Annotated in this window: 16 protein-coding genes and 3 pseudogenes; 8 read left to right on the top strand and 11 right to left on the bottom strand. The window is 67.5% G+C overall.

What is annotated here, in order from left to right; genetic code table 11:
* The 3 genes and pseudogenes from BN4332_RS24500 to BN4332_RS24510 form a co-directional block, all read left to right on the top strand.
* A pseudogene (locus tag BN4332_RS24500) lies at positions 1-256 on the top strand (hypothetical protein); the annotation flags it as partial.
* A 69-nt stretch (positions 257-325) separates the two neighbouring features.
* Positions 326-817: an ImmA/IrrE family metallo-endopeptidase gene (locus BN4332_RS24505; RefSeq protein ID WP_066902081.1), complete on the top strand. Its 492-nt coding sequence runs from the start codon at positions 326-328 to the stop codon at positions 815-817.
* The gene (locus BN4332_RS24510; protein WP_066902082.1) at positions 814-1,932 is read left to right on the top strand and encodes a hypothetical protein; all 1,119 of its coding nucleotides are present in this window, start codon (positions 814-816) and stop codon (positions 1,930-1,932) included. Before BN4332_RS24505 ends, BN4332_RS24510 begins: the two co-directional genes overlap by 4 nt.
* Before the next feature lie 82 nt (positions 1,933-2,014).
* On the opposite strand, the gene BN4332_RS24515 is transcribed toward BN4332_RS24510, so the two are convergent.
* The 4 genes from BN4332_RS24515 to BN4332_RS24530 all read right to left on the bottom strand — a co-directional run bounded on the left by BN4332_RS24515 (position 2,015) and on the right by BN4332_RS24530 (position 4,967).
* Positions 2,015-2,413, bottom strand: a complete 399-nt coding sequence (locus tag BN4332_RS24515; RefSeq protein WP_066902092.1) for a secretion protein EspR — start codon at positions 2,411-2,413, stop codon at positions 2,015-2,017.
* Between the two features lie 881 nt (positions 2,414-3,294).
* Entirely contained in the window at positions 3,295-3,831 is a 537-nt protein-coding gene (locus BN4332_RS24520) for a peptidase (protein WP_066902083.1), read from the bottom strand.
* A gap of 215 nt (positions 3,832-4,046) precedes the next feature.
* Positions 4,047-4,670, bottom strand: coding sequence for a superoxide dismutase (locus BN4332_RS24525; RefSeq protein WP_003883955.1), 624 nt, complete (start codon positions 4,668-4,670; stop codon positions 4,047-4,049).
* 138 nt (positions 4,671-4,808) lie between these two features.
* The gene (locus BN4332_RS24530; protein WP_200820346.1) at positions 4,809-4,967 is read right to left on the bottom strand and encodes a hypothetical protein; all 159 of its coding nucleotides are present in this window, start codon (positions 4,965-4,967) and stop codon (positions 4,809-4,811) included.
* Between the two features lie 420 nt (positions 4,968-5,387).
* Here BN4332_RS24530 and BN4332_RS24535 point away from each other — a divergent pair, with 420 nt between their 5' ends.
* From BN4332_RS24535 to BN4332_RS24545, 3 genes are all read left to right on the top strand, one after another.
* The gene (locus BN4332_RS24535) at positions 5,388-5,729 is read left to right on the top strand and encodes a rhodanese-like domain-containing protein (protein WP_066902084.1); all 342 of its coding nucleotides are present in this window, start codon (positions 5,388-5,390) and stop codon (positions 5,727-5,729) included.
* A gap of 244 nt (positions 5,730-5,973) precedes the next feature.
* Positions 5,974-6,654: a DUF4328 domain-containing protein gene (locus BN4332_RS24540; RefSeq protein ID WP_435405210.1), complete on the top strand. Its 681-nt coding sequence runs from the start codon at positions 5,974-5,976 to the stop codon at positions 6,652-6,654.
* A gap of 4 nt (positions 6,655-6,658) precedes the next feature.
* Complete coding sequence (locus BN4332_RS24545; protein WP_066902086.1) at positions 6,659-7,516, top strand: glycerophosphodiester phosphodiesterase; 858 nt, start codon at positions 6,659-6,661, stop codon at positions 7,514-7,516.
* Between the two features lie 31 nt (positions 7,517-7,547).
* Here the strand turns inward: BN4332_RS24545 and BN4332_RS24550 are convergent, their stop codons facing one another.
* From BN4332_RS24550 to BN4332_RS24565, 4 genes are all read right to left on the bottom strand, one after another.
* Positions 7,548-8,096, bottom strand: a complete 549-nt coding sequence (locus BN4332_RS24550) for a ferritin (RefSeq protein ID WP_066902087.1) — start codon at positions 8,094-8,096, stop codon at positions 7,548-7,550.
* Positions 8,097-8,233: 137 nt separating this feature from the next.
* Positions 8,234-9,154 (bottom strand): LCP family protein, encoded by a 921-nt coding sequence (locus BN4332_RS24555; protein WP_200820438.1) that lies wholly within the window; start codon positions 9,152-9,154, stop codon positions 8,234-8,236.
* Between the two features lie 56 nt (positions 9,155-9,210).
* On the bottom strand, positions 9,211-9,975 hold the full coding sequence (locus BN4332_RS24560) for a CPBP family intramembrane glutamic endopeptidase (protein WP_066902088.1): 765 nt from the start codon (positions 9,973-9,975) through the stop codon (positions 9,211-9,213).
* 46 nt (positions 9,976-10,021) lie between these two features.
* A complete protein-coding gene (locus BN4332_RS24565) occupies positions 10,022-10,816 on the bottom strand; it encodes a DUF2470 domain-containing protein (RefSeq protein WP_066902089.1) in 795 nt (264 codons plus the stop codon).
* Positions 10,817-10,934: 118 nt separating this feature from the next.
* Between BN4332_RS24565 and BN4332_RS24570 the strand changes: the two are divergent.
* Positions 10,935-11,656 (top strand): annotated as a pseudogene (locus BN4332_RS24570) (prephenate dehydratase domain-containing protein).
* The gene (locus BN4332_RS24575) at positions 11,653-12,342 is read left to right on the top strand and encodes a histidine phosphatase family protein (protein ID WP_066902090.1); all 690 of its coding nucleotides are present in this window, start codon (positions 11,653-11,655) and stop codon (positions 12,340-12,342) included. Before BN4332_RS24570 ends, BN4332_RS24575 begins: the two are co-directional and overlap by 4 nt.
* Here BN4332_RS24575 and BN4332_RS24580 read toward each other — a convergent pair.
* From BN4332_RS24580 to BN4332_RS24585, 3 genes and pseudogenes are all read right to left on the bottom strand, one after another.
* The gene (locus BN4332_RS24580; RefSeq protein ID WP_066902091.1) at positions 12,339-12,539 is read right to left on the bottom strand and encodes a hypothetical protein; all 201 of its coding nucleotides are present in this window, start codon (positions 12,537-12,539) and stop codon (positions 12,339-12,341) included. The two genes, BN4332_RS24575 and BN4332_RS24580, sit on opposite strands and share 4 nt — an antisense overlap.
* Before the next feature lie 67 nt (positions 12,540-12,606).
* Complete coding sequence (locus BN4332_RS35630; protein WP_276032992.1) at positions 12,607-12,945, bottom strand: metallopeptidase family protein; 339 nt, start codon at positions 12,943-12,945, stop codon at positions 12,607-12,609.
* A gap of 14 nt (positions 12,946-12,959) precedes the next feature.
* Positions 12,960-14,169 (bottom strand): annotated as a pseudogene (locus BN4332_RS24585) (septum formation family protein).
* Positions 14,170-14,195: the final 26 nt, after the last annotated feature.

Below are 14,195 nucleotides of genomic sequence, written 5' to 3' on the forward strand. Positions count from 1 at the left end.
CGCGGAACCCGCCACCACGCTGCGTACCGAGGCCGAGCCTGCCGAGGCCGTCGGACTCGACGCGGCAGTGCCGGCCACCTTCCGGATCGGCTATGCGGACTACCTGCGCACCGCCAGCACGGGCGAAATCGCGGCGATGGCGTTGCCTGGCGTCACCGGCATGATGACGCTCACCGGCCTGGGTGGTCTCGTCGGTTATCGGCAGGCGAAGGCCGGTCGCACCGTTCGAATCGATGCCACCCGTTTCATGAGCTAGGAAGTACTTGGGAGAATCCAGGTAAGCGGAGTTGACCAGGGATGCTACGAAAGGGTGGGAAGGGGGAACATGTCCGCCAGTCGAAGCGTCACGCGCGCTGTCAACGAGGTCCTCGACCTGGCCCCGCGGCGGGGTGAGGTCACGTTGACCCGCCTGGTCGATGCGGTGAGCAAGGACCGCGGCAGGCCGATCGAGCTGACCATGGCCGAACTTCCACCTGGTGTGTGCGGCCAGTGGCGGCAGTACGCCGATCGCGACGTGTTCCTCATCCAGCAGGGTCTGCCAGCCTGGGATCGCACCCTGGCGCACGAGCTCGGCCATCTGGTCCTCGGGCACGAGGGCATCTCGATCGTGGATGCGGCCGCGGCCTCCGCCGAGGTCGCCACCTCGGATCTGATCAGCTACATGCTCAACCAGCGCACGGGCTGTATGGGGCCCAACGGCGAGGACATCGAGCAGGAGGCCGAGGATTTCGCCGCGCTCCTGCTGTACCGCCTGGGTCGGCTGCCGTCCGATCGGTCATCGATCGTGCAGGTTCGCCTCGGAGAGGCATTTGGTTGATCGTCTGGGTGATCGCCGGCCTGCTCGGCCTGGCTACCGGTCTGCGCATCGGCTGGGCACTGGTCAACAAGCAGTCGCTGGTGAGCTCGGCGATGATCGTGTCGCTGGGCAGCCTGGGCCTCGTGGCCGCCCTGAACTGGCAGCCGCTGGCGCTGCTGATCGACACCGTGCTGCACTGGCCCAACATCGCGGTCGGGCTCAGCCAGATCGCGCTGATCGCTTGTGCGGCAGGCAGTTGCGTGATGATCACCACCGCGTCGTCCGACCACTCGGCGACGATCACCCGGCGTATCGCACTGATCCAGTACGGCGTCGCCGGTGTCGTCGCCGTCATCAGCTTGGTGATCTTCTTCCGGGCCGGTAGGCAACCGGAGATGTCGCCCGCGGAGTATCTGAAGCAGGATCTCGGGTCCGGCATCTCGTGGCTGCTGCCACTGCTCTATGTGTTCCTGGCGCTGACGCTGGTGGCCTGGGCCGGCCTGCGCTACTCGAACCGGAGCCGCCGCGGCCGCGCGCTGTTCCTCTTCACCCTCGGCATGGTGCTGATCGTCGCGGTCGCCGGCTTCTTCCTGCTGCGGGCCGTGGGGCGGACCGAGCCCGTCGGCGTCGGTGCCGCGGCGACCATGCTGGGTTGTGCGATGGTCATCGTCGCGGCGGGGTCCCTGCTGCCCAGTGTCGAAGACTGGTTCGGCGCGCGCCAGGAGCTGCGGACCATCAAACCGTTGTTGAGCGAGCTGGCCCGGCGCCAGCCGGATGTCGGCATCGGCGTGCGCCCGCGCGGACCGCTGGTGTTCCGGGTGGCCGAGCGGATGTCGCTGATCTCTGACGCGCTCTATCTGGAGGCGACCGCGGCCGACACACGTCAGCATGAGACAGCCGGATCGCGGGCATCAAGCGGCGCAACACAATCCGACACGGAGCGGCCACAGGTCGCACCGCGGGAGCAGGCGCGGACGGTTGCCCAGTGGATCTACGACACCCGCGACGACGACGAGCGTTCGGCCTTCCCGGGCTTGGCCTGGCTCAGCCAGCCTGAATCGTATTCCGACCGCGAGTGGATCCTGGCGATCGCCGAGCAGTACCGGGAGCTGGCCCGGGCGGCGGCGCGCAGCTGAAAATCCACGCAGCGGGAAACATCGAAATCATCCCCGCTGACGTGGATTTCAGCGTTGGCAGCCGTCAGGCGAACCTGACGGATCAGTCGTCGAGGTGTTCCCGGCGACGCAGCTCGTCGACCTTCTGAACCAGATCCTGCTGGGCCTCGGTGGACAACCCCACCGTGCGGGCGGCGATCCGGCGGACCCCTTCGTCGCGCATGCTGGCGAGCCAGGTCAGCTCCTTGTCGAGCTTCTCGTAGTACTCGTCGTCGGTGAAGTAAGCCGGCTTGATCCGGAAGAAGTTGGCAAGGGCGGCCATGGTTGCCGCCGACGGGTTGGTGCGGTTGCCCGAACGAAGCTGCGACAGGTACGGAGCTGACATGGTCACGCCCTCAGACTTGAGTGCGGCGATCACCTCGGCAGACGTGTGGGGTCCGCGCCCAGGCGGATAAACCGTGTCGAACAGGCGGTTTAGACGGGCGGCGAACGTCTTGCTCATCGATTTGACCTCCACATGCATCATGAGCGGTACGAATAGGCGGCGTATTTGCTGACTATGGTAGCGAGTGTTGTGACGACAACCAAGTGCAAACCGCACAAAAGTTAAACGGGCTTTGCGTTTTGACCGCTTCCGAGGCGGATCACGGGGTCTTCGCCGCAGGGGTACGGCGGGATTGCGCCGTCTGACAATGTAAAAGGTGACGGACGCGTTGTATTGGGCGCGGTGAGCTGCGCTCACGGGTACGCCCGATCATGATCAAGTTTCTGGCCGGCAACTGGTGCAGGGCTGTGACTAGCGGAAACGGTTATTTGCTAGAGCATGGTCCCCGGGTCGCGTCGGATTGCTTGCAACGCCGTTGTCGGACGACGTGGAACACGTTACAGGTCGGCCGGTTGAATGAGTGTCAGCCCCCTCGTGTGCGATAGCCAGACAGGATGGGTCGGATTCCGGAGCCGATTCCAGCCGAGGTTGCGGGCGGGAAACGCGCGCAGGTTTGCCCCTGGGGCGAACAATCGATGGCACAAATCCGGCGGCCGGTACGGTTGCGGTGATGCGCGACGGCTACCTGAGGCGCGCACGGCGCCGGGTTGGACGATCGACCGGTGGGGCCGACGCCTCCGTCTACGGACATGGCGACCTTTCGACACATCGCCGATTCGTGCCGCTCGCGCGGCGCACTCATATGCGGCCGAAGGGAGCGCCCACCGCGTTGGGCACGGCAGCCGGGCTGGGCCGCCGTCATCTCGACGCGACGTAGGGGGCTACACCCCTTCTGACCTAGAGGACCCTAGCGGCTGTCCGCCGACACCGCTAGGTTTCTTATCCAATTCGGGCAGCCCCGTTCTCCGATCCGGAGAGGGTGAGGGCTCTGGGTTCCGTCACGCCGCCAGCAGCATCGCCAAGATCGCGGTGTCGGGATGGCTGATCGGATCGACGCCGACTCGGCTGACCATCGACGTCACCGTGCCATCCGATTCCGCCTCGACCCAGGCCGCGCGGTGTTCCAGCCCGAGATGTGGCAGTCCCGGTAAGAGTACGCACCCGGACGCCGCGCCGCTGCACTCCGGAAGTGAGGGCGTGGTCTCGGAAGGTGGATGAAGCATCAACAGTGCCGGGGGCTGATGCTCGGCGAAATACCCGGGCGGAACGGCGGATTCGCCCACCACCGGTCCCTCGGCGATGACGAGACCGACCGTGCCGGGCTGCGGCTGGTCCGGGAGCTCTTCTCGTACGCCGAAAATCGTTGTGGTGGAGAGTAATCCGGGAAGTGACGCCACGCGGACCGTGACGATCAGAAGCTGGGCCCATTCCTTCGTCGAGTCCGGCCACCGGCCGGACACCACGAAACCCTTGAGCGCACCGCCGGAATGAAAGGGGGCGATCTCTATCGCCCGTCCGGACCCCGTCGTATCCATATCGCCTCCGGGACATCGGTGTTGGTTCGCCGGCCGCCGCCGTCGTACCGACACGTCGATGAGTCGATCAGACCAGGATGCGACACCCGGGCAGGTGGTGCAAGGCGACACGGGCACACTGCCCCAGAAACGAGGGCGGGGCGTCACGCTTCGCGCGACGCCCCTTCTGGAGAGATCGGAAACCGATCCGGCCCTCGGATCCGGCCGAGGCCGGACTAGCCGAAGATCAGGCCGTTGGTTTTGGACGTGGCCGCCGCGTAGCGGTTCTGCACGTCCTCCCAGTTGACGACGTTCCAGAACGCCTTGACGTAATCGGCCTTGACGTTCTTGTACTGCAGGTAGAAGGCGTGCTCCCACATGTCGACCTGCAGCAGCGGAATGATGCCGAGCGGCACGTTGGCCTGCTGGTCGTAGAGCTGGAAGGTCAGCAGCCGGTCGCCAAGGCTGTCGTAGCCGAGCACCGCCCAGCCCGAGCCCTGCAGGCCGTTGGCCGCAGCGGTGAACTGTGCCTGGAACTTGTCGAACGAGCCGAACTGGTCGTCGATGGCCGCGGCGAGATCACCCGTCGGCTTGTCACCACCGTTGGGGGACAGGTTCTTCCACCAGATCGAGTGGTTCACGTGGCCGCCGAGGTGGAAGGCCAGGTTCTTCTCGTTGAGGAAGATCGCGGCATGGTCGCCGTTGGCCCGCGCCTCATCGAGCTTGGCGACGGCGTCGTTGACACCCTTGACGTACGCCGCGTGGTGCTTGCTGTGGTGGAGCTCGTTGATCTGCCCGGAGATGTGGGGCTCCAGCGCTCCGTAGTCGTAATCCAGGTCCGGCAAGGTGTATTCAGCCACGAGATTCCTTCCTCAGTATCGATCGATGGAGCCAGGGATCACTCAGGGATCCTCAAGATCATCGTCAACATTGCTCCATCGCAAGGCGCACCGCAAGGACGCGGGTGCCGACCCCACGTATACCCGATGCCGCGGCGGTCAGAACCAGACGATGACCGCGAGGACGCCCAGCAGCAGGAGGGCGATCACAGTGGCCCGAAGAAAGGCCATCGACTGGTTACGGGTGTGCAGGTGCCCGGACGAATGCCATTCGGGCTGTGGAAACGCCGACCCGGATCCCATGGGATGTGACGCCATCAGACACTCCTGACCTGCACGATCAACGTTTGTCCTCCAGTGAGTTCTGTCACAACAGCTGGTGTGACGCCGATCATAGACCCTGCGGCGGCCAGGCGAAAATCGGCCTCTGTGCCGGCGATCGCCGTCTCGAATCAGCCTGATCCCAAACCGATCCGGCGAGGCGGTACCCGTGGTTTAGCCGAACGCTTAATTTCGCTCTGCCGGACCGGAGGTTGTTGATCGGCGTCGCGGGCGGCCCAGGTTTATCCACAGCGAGGGACAGCTACCGCACAGTTATGCCCACCTCGGGGGCATTTCCCGAGGTTCGGGGCTGTGGATGAACCTGTGGAAACTGTGGATAGCCGCCCGTTGCTAACGGTGTGGCCGGCGTGCGGGGGCGGGTGCGCGGGCGGTGCTCGGCATGCGAGCATGGCCGGTATGGACGATGTGGAAATCGGGCAGGCCGACATCGCTGCGGTACCCACGACGTTCGAGGGCTCCGTGGTGCTGCTCGACGTCCGTGAAGACGACGAATGGCAGCGCGGGCATGTCGCAGGCGCACAGCACATTCCGATGGGCGACGTCCCGGCCCGCATCGCCGAGATCGACCCGGACGCGGAGCTGTACGTGATCTGCCACGCCGGTGGACGCTCGCTGCGCGTGGCGAACTACCTGGCGCGCAACGGCTACACCCCGATCAACGTCGAGGGCGGGATGTTGGCCTGGTCCGGGGCCGGCCGTCCAGTGGTCACCGACGCCGGTGGACCGGGCAGCGTCTGACCGCGCGGACCTGTCGGGAGATCGTGACTAGGCTGGTCGGATGATCCAGGTGTGTTCGCAGTGCGGGACGCGCTGGAACGTGCGTGACCGGCAGCGGTCGTGGTGTCCGCGGTGCGGGGGCTCGTTGTTGGCGCCCTCGGCGCCGCAGCCGCAGTGGGCACCGCAGAACCGTCCCGCCGCGTCGCCCACGGGGCAGCNCGGGGAAGCCGAGACCGGCACGGCCCGGTTCATGCTCGTCGCGGCCATGATCGCGCTCGGTGTCGCGGCCTTCACGCATGTGGTCCGGTACGTGCTGCTGCTGATCAACCGCAGCGTGCTGTTGCATCCGGTGATCGCCGTCGGCGGGCTCGTGATCGGCCTGATCGCCAGCCTGCTGGCCATCGCCTTCGTGGTTCTGACGGTGGTGGCGCTGGTGCGGTGGCTGATCGTCCGGCGGGCCGCCGGATACGCCGAGCACGGCGAGGTCGATCCGCGCAGCAGCGCGACCATCTGGTGGTGCAGCCTGCTGCCCGGGGTCAACGTGGTGATGGTGCCCGTGTTCGTCTGGGAACTGGCCGCCCTGGAAGGGCGGCTGTCGCACCTGCGCCGCCCGATCGTGGTGTGGTGGGTGGTCTGGGCGCTGAGCGCGGTGGTCGCGGTGTGGTCGACGGTGAGCACCGGGTACGTGACCTTCTTCGCGGGCACGCCGCAGAACATCGCCGACAACACGGTGACCACGATCGTCGGGTACGTGCTGGCGCTGGCGACCTTCCTGCTGACGGCCAAGGTGTTCACCGGCTTCGTCGGCAGCGGCACGGCAGAGCAGCAGCGCGTCCGGCGCTGGGTCGTGGTCGACCCGGTGACGGCGGATGTATCGCAGAATCGTGAGGATTCGGCAGAATCCGCCGTTCCGGTTGAGTCCCCAGGGCAGAACCCGGCAGCATAGCCGTATGGAAACGGGCGACGGCGGAGCCGCTGGGCAGGCGACCCCGGGGCCCGGGCACCCGTTCGTGGTGGCCCACCGCGGCGCATCCGCCGACCGGCCCGAGCACACGCTGGCCGCCTATGACCTGGCCTTGCGCGAGGGTGCCGACGGCGTGGAATGCGATGTGCGGCTGACCCGTGACGGCCATCTGGTGTGCGTGCACGACCGCCGGGTGGACCGCACCTCCACCGGGACAGGTCTGGTCAGTGAGATGACACTGGCCGAGCTGCGCCGGCTGGATTACGGCTCATGGCATGCCGGTGGACGTTCCGACGGTGACGGCGACGGAACCGTCGGGGACACCGGTCTGCTGACCCTGGATGATCTCGTCTCGCTGGTGCTGGACTGGAACCGGCCGGTCAAGCTCTTCATCGAGACCAAACACCCCGTGCGCTACGGCGCGCTGGTGGAGAACAAGGTGCTGGCCCTGCTGCATCGCTACGGAATCGCCGCGCCGCCGTCGGCGGATTTGTCGCGTGCGGTGGTGATGTCGTTCTCGGCGGCCGCGGTGTGGCGGATTCGGCGCGCCGCCCCCATGTTGCCGACCGTGCTGCTCGGGGAGACCTCGCGGTATCTGGGCGGCAGCGCGGCCACCACGGTCGGGGCGACGGCCGTCGGTCCGTCGATCGCCACCCTTCGGGAGCACCCCGAACTGGTCGACCGGGCCGCCGCGCAGGGCCGGGCGCTGTACTGCTGGACCGTCGACCACTACGAGGATGTCCGGTTCTGCCGGGATATCGGGGTGGCGTGGGTGGCCACGAACCATCCCGGCCGCACCAAGGACTGGCTGCAGAACGGCCTGACGGGTGCGGGCCGGGACTGAGGGCTATCGGCCCCAGATCAGAGGCCCCAGATCAGAGATTGCCGCCTGCGGCCTTGGGGGCGGCCGCGTCGGCACCGGCACCGCCGGCGAGTTCCCTGGCGACGAAGTCCTCGATGTGGAACAGGTTGGCGCCGGCCCGGTCGGCGATGCGCACCAGCGTCGACATCGACGAGACCTCTTCGATCTGCTCCTTGAGGAACCACTGCATGAACTGCTCGCCGAGATAGTCGCCCTCTTCGCGGGCCACGCTCGCGAGCCGGCTGATCTGCTCGGTGACGGTGCGCTCCTGGCTCAGCGCCAGGGCGAGCGCGTCGCGCGGCGTATCGAAGCGGTTGCACACCGCGTCGACGCCGGGGATCTCGGCGTCGATGTCCCGATCGAGCAGATACTGAACCAGCATCATGGCGTGGTTGCGCTCCTCGACGGCCTGGGCGTAGAAGTGCTTGGCAAGCTGCGGAAGGTCGGCGCCGTCGAAATAAACTGCAATTGCGATGTATTGCTGTGACGCAGTGAACTCGCTGCGGATCTGATCCTGGATCAGGGCGTGAAATTTCGTGTCGAGTTCATTGGTCGTGGTCATGCCGGTGAGGATATAGCAGGTCAACGGCCATTGTCACCAAAGGTGAACCTCATTGAGGTCAGCTTTACCTTAGTCGTGTGGCGCTCGTTACATTTGCTATTCGCAATTTGCTGTGCGCGAATTTAGCTTTGCCTTGCTTAAGGTTGTGGCACTTCGATGACGTCGTCCGGGACGGCCGTGTCGTTGGCCAGGGCGGTGAACAGCCGCCCCGCCGCATCGCTGTCCCACACCACGACCGAGCCCGAGTCGCTGCCGGTGAACTCGCCGATCGGCACCGTCGTGGTGACCAGATCGCCGTGCATCGCCCAGGCCAGCCGGGCCAGGTCCCACACATGGGCGTCTTCATCGACCGCCACCGAGTCGGTGGCCGCGCGGATCATCGGAGACAACCGCAGCGGGTTCGAGAACACCGCCGGACTGGTGGCCCGGTGCAGCAGGGCCGACATGAACTCCCGCTGGTGGATCATCCGGTCCAGGTCGGCGCGGGGCGTGGCGCGGGTGCGGACGTAGCCGAGTGCGCTGCGGCCGTCGAGTTCCTGGCATCCGGCAGGCAGGTCGATGCCGGCCAGTGGGTCGTTGATCGGTTCGGCCGGGCACATCGTCACCCCGCCGACGGCGTCGACCAGCGCGGCGAACCCGTCGAACCCGATCTCGGCGTAATGGTCGAGCCGCAGGCCGGTGGCCTGTTCGACGGTCTGCGCGAGCAGGGGAGCCCCGCCGAGCGAGAACGCGGCATTGACCTTGTCCTCGCCGTAGCCGGGGATGGGCAGATAGGAATCCCGGGGGATCGACACCATGGTGGCCGGGATGCCGGAACCCAGGCCCGGCACGTGGACCAACAGGATGGTGTCGGTGCGGCCGTTGCCGATATCCCCGCCGGTGGCCAGCTCGTTCTGCTGCTCGGGGCTGAGGTGCTGGCGACTGTCCGAGCCGACCAGCAGCCAGGTGGTACCGCGGGCGGAGGCGGGGCGTTCGGGGTAGTCGGCCAGGGCCGGGATGCGGTGCAGCGACGTGTCGATCCAGATGCCGCCGCCGACCAGTGCGAGCACACCGGCCATCAGCACCGCCAGCACCAGACGGCCCCACCGCCGCCGTCGGCGGGGCTTNGACGGCGTCAGCGCAGCCAGCTGAGATGTTCTGCCACCAGCGCGTAGCCCACGAAGGCGACGGCATCGATCAGGGCATGAGCGATGATCAGCGGCCACAGTCGCCCGGTGCGCTGCCAGACGTAGCCGAACACCAGCCCCATCACGATGTTGCCCAGGCCCGCGCTGTAGCCCTGGTACAGGTGGTACGCGCCGCGCAGCAGGCTGGAGATCACCAGGGTCTTCCCGGGGCTCACGTCGAGTTGCCGAAGGCGGGTCATCAGGAACCCCACCACGACGATCTCCTCGGCCCACCCGTTGGCGAACGCCATGCCGAGCAGCATCGGGATCCGCCACCAGGTGTCGTACAGCTCGGCCGGTTCCACGTCGGCGCTCAGGCCCAGTATCCGGGCCAGCACGTAGAACCCGAGGCCGGGCAGTCCGATGAGGGCGGCCAGGCCCAGGCCGCCCAGCCCGTCGGCCCGCCATTGCGGGCGGGCCAGCCCGATCGCCGCCGGCCCGAAACCGCTGCGCCACAACAGGTAGAGGGCCAGGGCGCCCCAGGCCAGCAACTGCAGCATCCCGGCCAGGTGCAGGCCGAGGTCGATCAGGTCGAAGGGGGAGCGCTTGGGGTTGAGCGCGACCGTCTGTCCGGACAGCCCGAGCAGGACGGCCTCGATGAGTCGGAGCGTCGCCGTATAGGCGCTGAGCCCGAATGTCACCGCCAGGACGACGGCGATCTCGATCTTGAGCGTGCGGCGCGGCGGATCGAGGTGCTCGTGAGGCGCGGTCACCGAAGCAACGGTAGCGGCGGTGGCCCGCCGGGTCGGACGGTGCCGGTCAGATCCGGCGCGCCCGCAGGCCGTTGAGGAACGGGCAACCCATCAGCACCCGGATGGCCTGGCTCAGCCCGGTGACGTCGTCGACGGGCTTGGGGAACGGCAACCGGACGTCGTGGTCGCCGTGTTCGTTCTCGACCCGCAGCTGCACGCCGTACCGGTCCAGACCCAGTGGGCGCACCCGTCCCTGGCGCAGCGCCATGGGCAGCCGGGTGGCCAGCCGTTCCACCACATCGCGGTGCGAGGACTCCATGTGCTGCAGCCAGCCGGATTCCATCGCGCAGAACGGATCGGGCCGGGCCTGCAACAGGGCCCCGAGGCTGACGGATTCGGCGCCGGTGGAATCGGCCACCACCACCGACTCGATCTCCAGGCGCATCAGGGTGTAGTTGTCATCGTCCAGCTCGGTGTTCGGCTGAGGCCTCGAATTCACCTGCAGCAGAGCCGGATTCGGGTTCTCGGTGGCGATGAGGTCGAGCAGCGCGGATACCGCCGAGGACGGCACGTGCTGGAGCCTGCCGCGGATCCAGACCAGTGACCGCACCGGTTCGCGCAACGGCAGCGGTGCGTAGTCGGTCATCTCCAGCACCGCCTGCACGCCCGACGATCCGGTCGACATCACCATGCCGGCCAGCGGGCCGGTCTCCGGGACGGTGATCGCGAAAGATCCGTCGTCGAGCAGGTGGTGAACGGGAGAGGCGACCGGTTCGATGCCCTCGACGGCCACCATGGCACCTCCGCCTCGCGCACATGCGCTGCGGATCCGCTCGGCTGTCGTCGGTGTCGCAATGGCCATTCTGATCGCCCTTCCGTTCAGGTGAGGTAAGCCTAACTTAACTGCGCGTGGCGACGCGGGCAAGGCTTTCCCGAACGACCGGCCGGGTCCCGCCCACGTCAGCCGATAGGGTTGGGATGTGCCGCGCATCGCCTACCTCGGACCGGAGGGAACCTTTACCGAACTGGCGTTATTGCGGATGGTGGGCCACGAGATGGTGCCCGGCCTGCGTCCCGCATCCGGCGACGGCAAGGACGGATTCACCCCAGTGCTCACCGACAGCACCCCGGGCGCCCTGGCCGCGGTCCGTGACGGACGGGCCGACTACGCCTGCGTCCCGATCGAGAACTCGATCGATGGTTCGGTCCTGCCCACCCTGGACAGCCTGGCCGCCGGAAAGCCGCTGCAGATCTACGCCGAGCTGACCCTCGACGTGGCGTTCACGATCGTCACCCGCCCCGGGCACACCGAACCGGTGCACACGGTGGCCGCCTTCCCCGTCGCGGCGGCGCAGGTGCGGCAATGGCTGGCCGCCAATCTGCCCGACGCCGAGATCGTGCCGGCGCACTCCAACGCCGCCGCGGCCCAGGAGGTTGCCGAGGNCGCGACATCGACCTCACCCGCATCGAATCCCGGCCCACCCGAACCGAGCTCGGCACCTACATGTTCTTCCTGGACTGTGTGGGACATATCGATGACGATTCGGTGGCTGAGGCACTCAAAGCGCTGCACCGACGTTGTACCGATGTGCGATATCTGGGTTCCTGGCCGACCGGATCGAGCGCGGGCGCGCCCCCGCCACGTCTGGACGAGGCCTCACGGTGGTTGGCAGGTCTGCGCGACGGGACCGACGGCTCATGAGTGGTCGGCTGATTCTCGTCCGCCACGGACAGTCCCACGGCAACGTCGCGCGGCGACTCGACACCCGACCGCCGGGTGCCGAGCTGACCGACCTCGGCCACGACCAGGCCCGGCGGTTCGCCGGAACGCTCAATCAGCGGCCGGCGATCCTGGCTCACTCGGTGGCGCGGCGCGCGGCACAGACCGCTGCCGGTATCGGCGGTGAAACCGGCTTGGTCCCATTCGAATTCGACGGCGTCCACGAGGTACAGGTCGGTGAACTCGAGGACCGCAGCGACGACGACGCCGTCGCCGAGTTCAACCGGATCTACGAACGCTGGCACCGGGGCGAACTGGACGTGCCGATGCCGGGCGGCGAAACCGCCGAGGCCGTCCTGGCCCGGTACGTGCCGGTGCTGACCGAGTTGCGGATGCGCTATCTCGACGACCGCGATTTCCACAGCGACATCGTGTTGGTGAGCCATGGTGCGGCGATCCGCTTGGTGGCCGCCGTGCTGGCCGGCGTCGACGGCAGCTTCGCCCTCGATCACCACCTGGCCAACACCGAATCGGTTGTGCTGGCGCCGATCACCGACGGGCGCTGGAGTTGCCTGCAATGGGCGGCGCTGACCCCGCCGTTCTATCCGGAGCCCGATCCGACACCGGTCGCCGATGCGGTGCGCTCCGAAACCGACCCGATGGGCTAGCCGTACCGCCGGTCTGACAGCGCACTCTCACGCCCGCACGGGCAACCCACCGCCTCACAGTCGACGGTGAACGTATGCGCTGCTTCAGGGGTGGTGCAGTTCTCGTCGGTGCACTCCACGCGGTACCGGACGTGGTGGATCACGGTGCCGTGGCAGTGCTCCAGACCGGCCACACACTCCCGGCACTGGATGGTCATAGCCCGTTGATAGCACTGCGGGCCGACAAAACGGAGTTGCCGCGCGGGCTGCGGGTGGACTTCCCGCTCAGCCCCACCCGAGCTCGTGGAGCCGCTCGTCATCGATCCCGAAATGGTGCGCGATCTCGTGGATCACCGTGATCGCCACCTCGTCGACCACGTCGGCCTCGCTGTCACAGAAATCCAGCAGGGCCTCGCGGTAGATCGTGATGGTGTCCGGCAAGGAGCCGGCGTACCAGGAATCGCGCTCGGTCAACGCCACACCCCGGTACAGGCCGAGGATCTCGGGCTCGTCGGGATCGCGGTCCTCCACCAGGATCACGACGTTGTCGATGGCCGCGGCCAATTGCGGCGGGATCAGGTCGAGCGCGTCGGATACCAGCTCGTCGAACCGCTGCGAGCTCATCCGCACCGGCACGGCTACGGTCCCGGCGGCGGCGGAACCGGCTCGCCCGGCGGCGGAGCGGGTGGCGGTACCNGTGGTCGCCGCCTGGGGCATGTGCTGGCCACTCGAGGACGAGCCCGACGACCCGGACGAGCCCGACGAGCCCGACGAGTCGGAGGATCCGGACGACGACCCTGACGAACCCGACCCCGACGAACCGGACGAGGACGACGACGAAGAGGACGACGATTCATCCTCGTCTGGCATCGGGACGGGCGGCAGGCTCAGCCGCTCTTCGGGAATGTCGGGCGGCGCCACGGGAGGCTGCCCGTTGATCATCAGCGGCCCCTTGGCGCTGTTGACCAGCGTGGACCAGCCGCCGTTGCCCAGGGTCGCGCCGATGCTGCAGGACACCTGGTGGCTGCCCGCCGACCAGCTGGGCAATGAGATCGTGCTGTAGGACAGCGCCAACGTGGTGCTGCGCAACTGGACCGGGGCCAGGTACGCGTCGGTCATCGCGGTGCAGGCGTCCTTGATGAAGTTGTCCTGATCGCCCTCCGGCGGCAGCGCACCGGGGAACTTCTCGGCCAGGTTCACCGCGCCGGTGACCTCCATCGCGTGCGGTGCCGCGCAGTCCACCGGAACATCGGTCGGCTGGTTGGTGGCGGCGTCGATGCCGAGGCAGGTGCCGGGGGCCCACACCTTCGACTGATCGACGTCGGCGGCCTTACCCGCCGATTCCAGCTGACTGTCGCCGGGGCCGAGCAGTTGCAGACCACACAGCATGCGCCGCTCACCGGACTGCTTCCAGGCCTTCTCGCCCGACCACAGCAGACCGATGGTGAACTTGCCGTTGGGGTCGTACCGAGAACCCAGGTAATTGCGCACCGACGGGGTGCACTGCTCCTGGCTGATCTGCTTGATCCGCTCCACCGACGGCGGCGGGGCACCCGGGCCGTACTCGCTACCGGGGAACGTGCGCATGTCGACGGACTGGGCCACCTCGAAGCGGTGGTTGTCCTTGCAGTCCACGATCTGCGCGGCGTCGGGATTGCGGCCGGGCCAGTTCAGGCAGTCGCCGCGCTTGACGTGATTGAAGGTGTCGTTGCCGCGGGGGCCGAGCGCGATCGCGCCCGGCACGGAGTTGGCTCCCTCGCTGCGGGGCAGCGCGGTGATCAGGCCGGCGATCAGCAGGGCGCCGAGCGCGGTCAGCAGCAACGCGCGCCGCGTGGACGCGGCCGCCAGACTCTGCCACCATCGTTCCGTCGCGG

This window comes from Mycolicibacterium houstonense (genome assembly GCF_900078665.2).
Lineage (GTDB): Bacteria > Actinomycetota > Actinomycetes > Mycobacteriales > Mycobacteriaceae > Mycobacterium > Mycobacterium houstonense.

What these genes read in the sequence shown, in the direction of transcription:
- BN4332_RS24505 (WP_066902081.1), top strand. Translation starts at nt 326, where the DNA reads ATGTCCGCCAGTCGAAGCGTCACGCGCGCTGTCAACGAGGTCCTCGAC.
- BN4332_RS24515 (WP_066902092.1), bottom strand. Translation starts at nt 2,413, where the DNA reads ATGAGCAAGACGTTCGCCGCCCGTCTAAACCGCCTGTTCGACACGGTT.
- BN4332_RS24520 (WP_066902083.1), bottom strand. Translation starts at nt 3,831, where the DNA reads ATGGATACGACGGGGTCCGGACGGGCGATAGAGATCGCCCCCTTTCAT.
- BN4332_RS24530 (WP_200820346.1), bottom strand. Translation starts at nt 4,967, where the DNA reads ATGGCGTCACATCCCATGGGATCCGGGTCGGCGTTTCCACAGCCCGAA.
- BN4332_RS24535 (WP_066902084.1), top strand. Translation starts at nt 5,388, where the DNA reads ATGGACGATGTGGAAATCGGGCAGGCCGACATCGCTGCGGTACCCACG.
- BN4332_RS24540 (WP_435405210.1), top strand. Translation starts at nt 5,974, where the DNA reads ATGATCGCGCTCGGTGTCGCGGCCTTCACGCATGTGGTCCGGTACGTG.
- BN4332_RS24545 (WP_066902086.1), top strand. Translation starts at nt 6,659, where the DNA reads ATGGAAACGGGCGACGGCGGAGCCGCTGGGCAGGCGACCCCGGGGCCC.
- BN4332_RS24550 (WP_066902087.1), bottom strand. Translation starts at nt 8,096, where the DNA reads ATGACCACGACCAATGAACTCGACACGAAATTTCACGCCCTGATCCAG.
- BN4332_RS24555 (WP_200820438.1), bottom strand. Translation starts at nt 9,154, where the DNA reads ATGGCCGGTGTGCTCGCACTGGTCGGCGGCGGCATCTGGATCGACACG.
- BN4332_RS24565 (WP_066902089.1), bottom strand. Translation starts at nt 10,816, where the DNA reads ATGGCCATTGCGACACCGACGACAGCCGAGCGGATCCGCAGCGCATGT.
- BN4332_RS24575 (WP_066902090.1), top strand. Translation starts at nt 11,653, where the DNA reads ATGAGTGGTCGGCTGATTCTCGTCCGCCACGGACAGTCCCACGGCAAC.
- BN4332_RS24580 (WP_066902091.1), bottom strand. Translation starts at nt 12,539, where the DNA reads ATGACCATCCAGTGCCGGGAGTGTGTGGCCGGTCTGGAGCACTGCCAC.
- BN4332_RS35630 (WP_276032992.1), bottom strand. Translation starts at nt 12,945, where the DNA reads ATGAGCTCGCAGCGGTTCGACGAGCTGGTATCCGACGCGCTCGACCTG.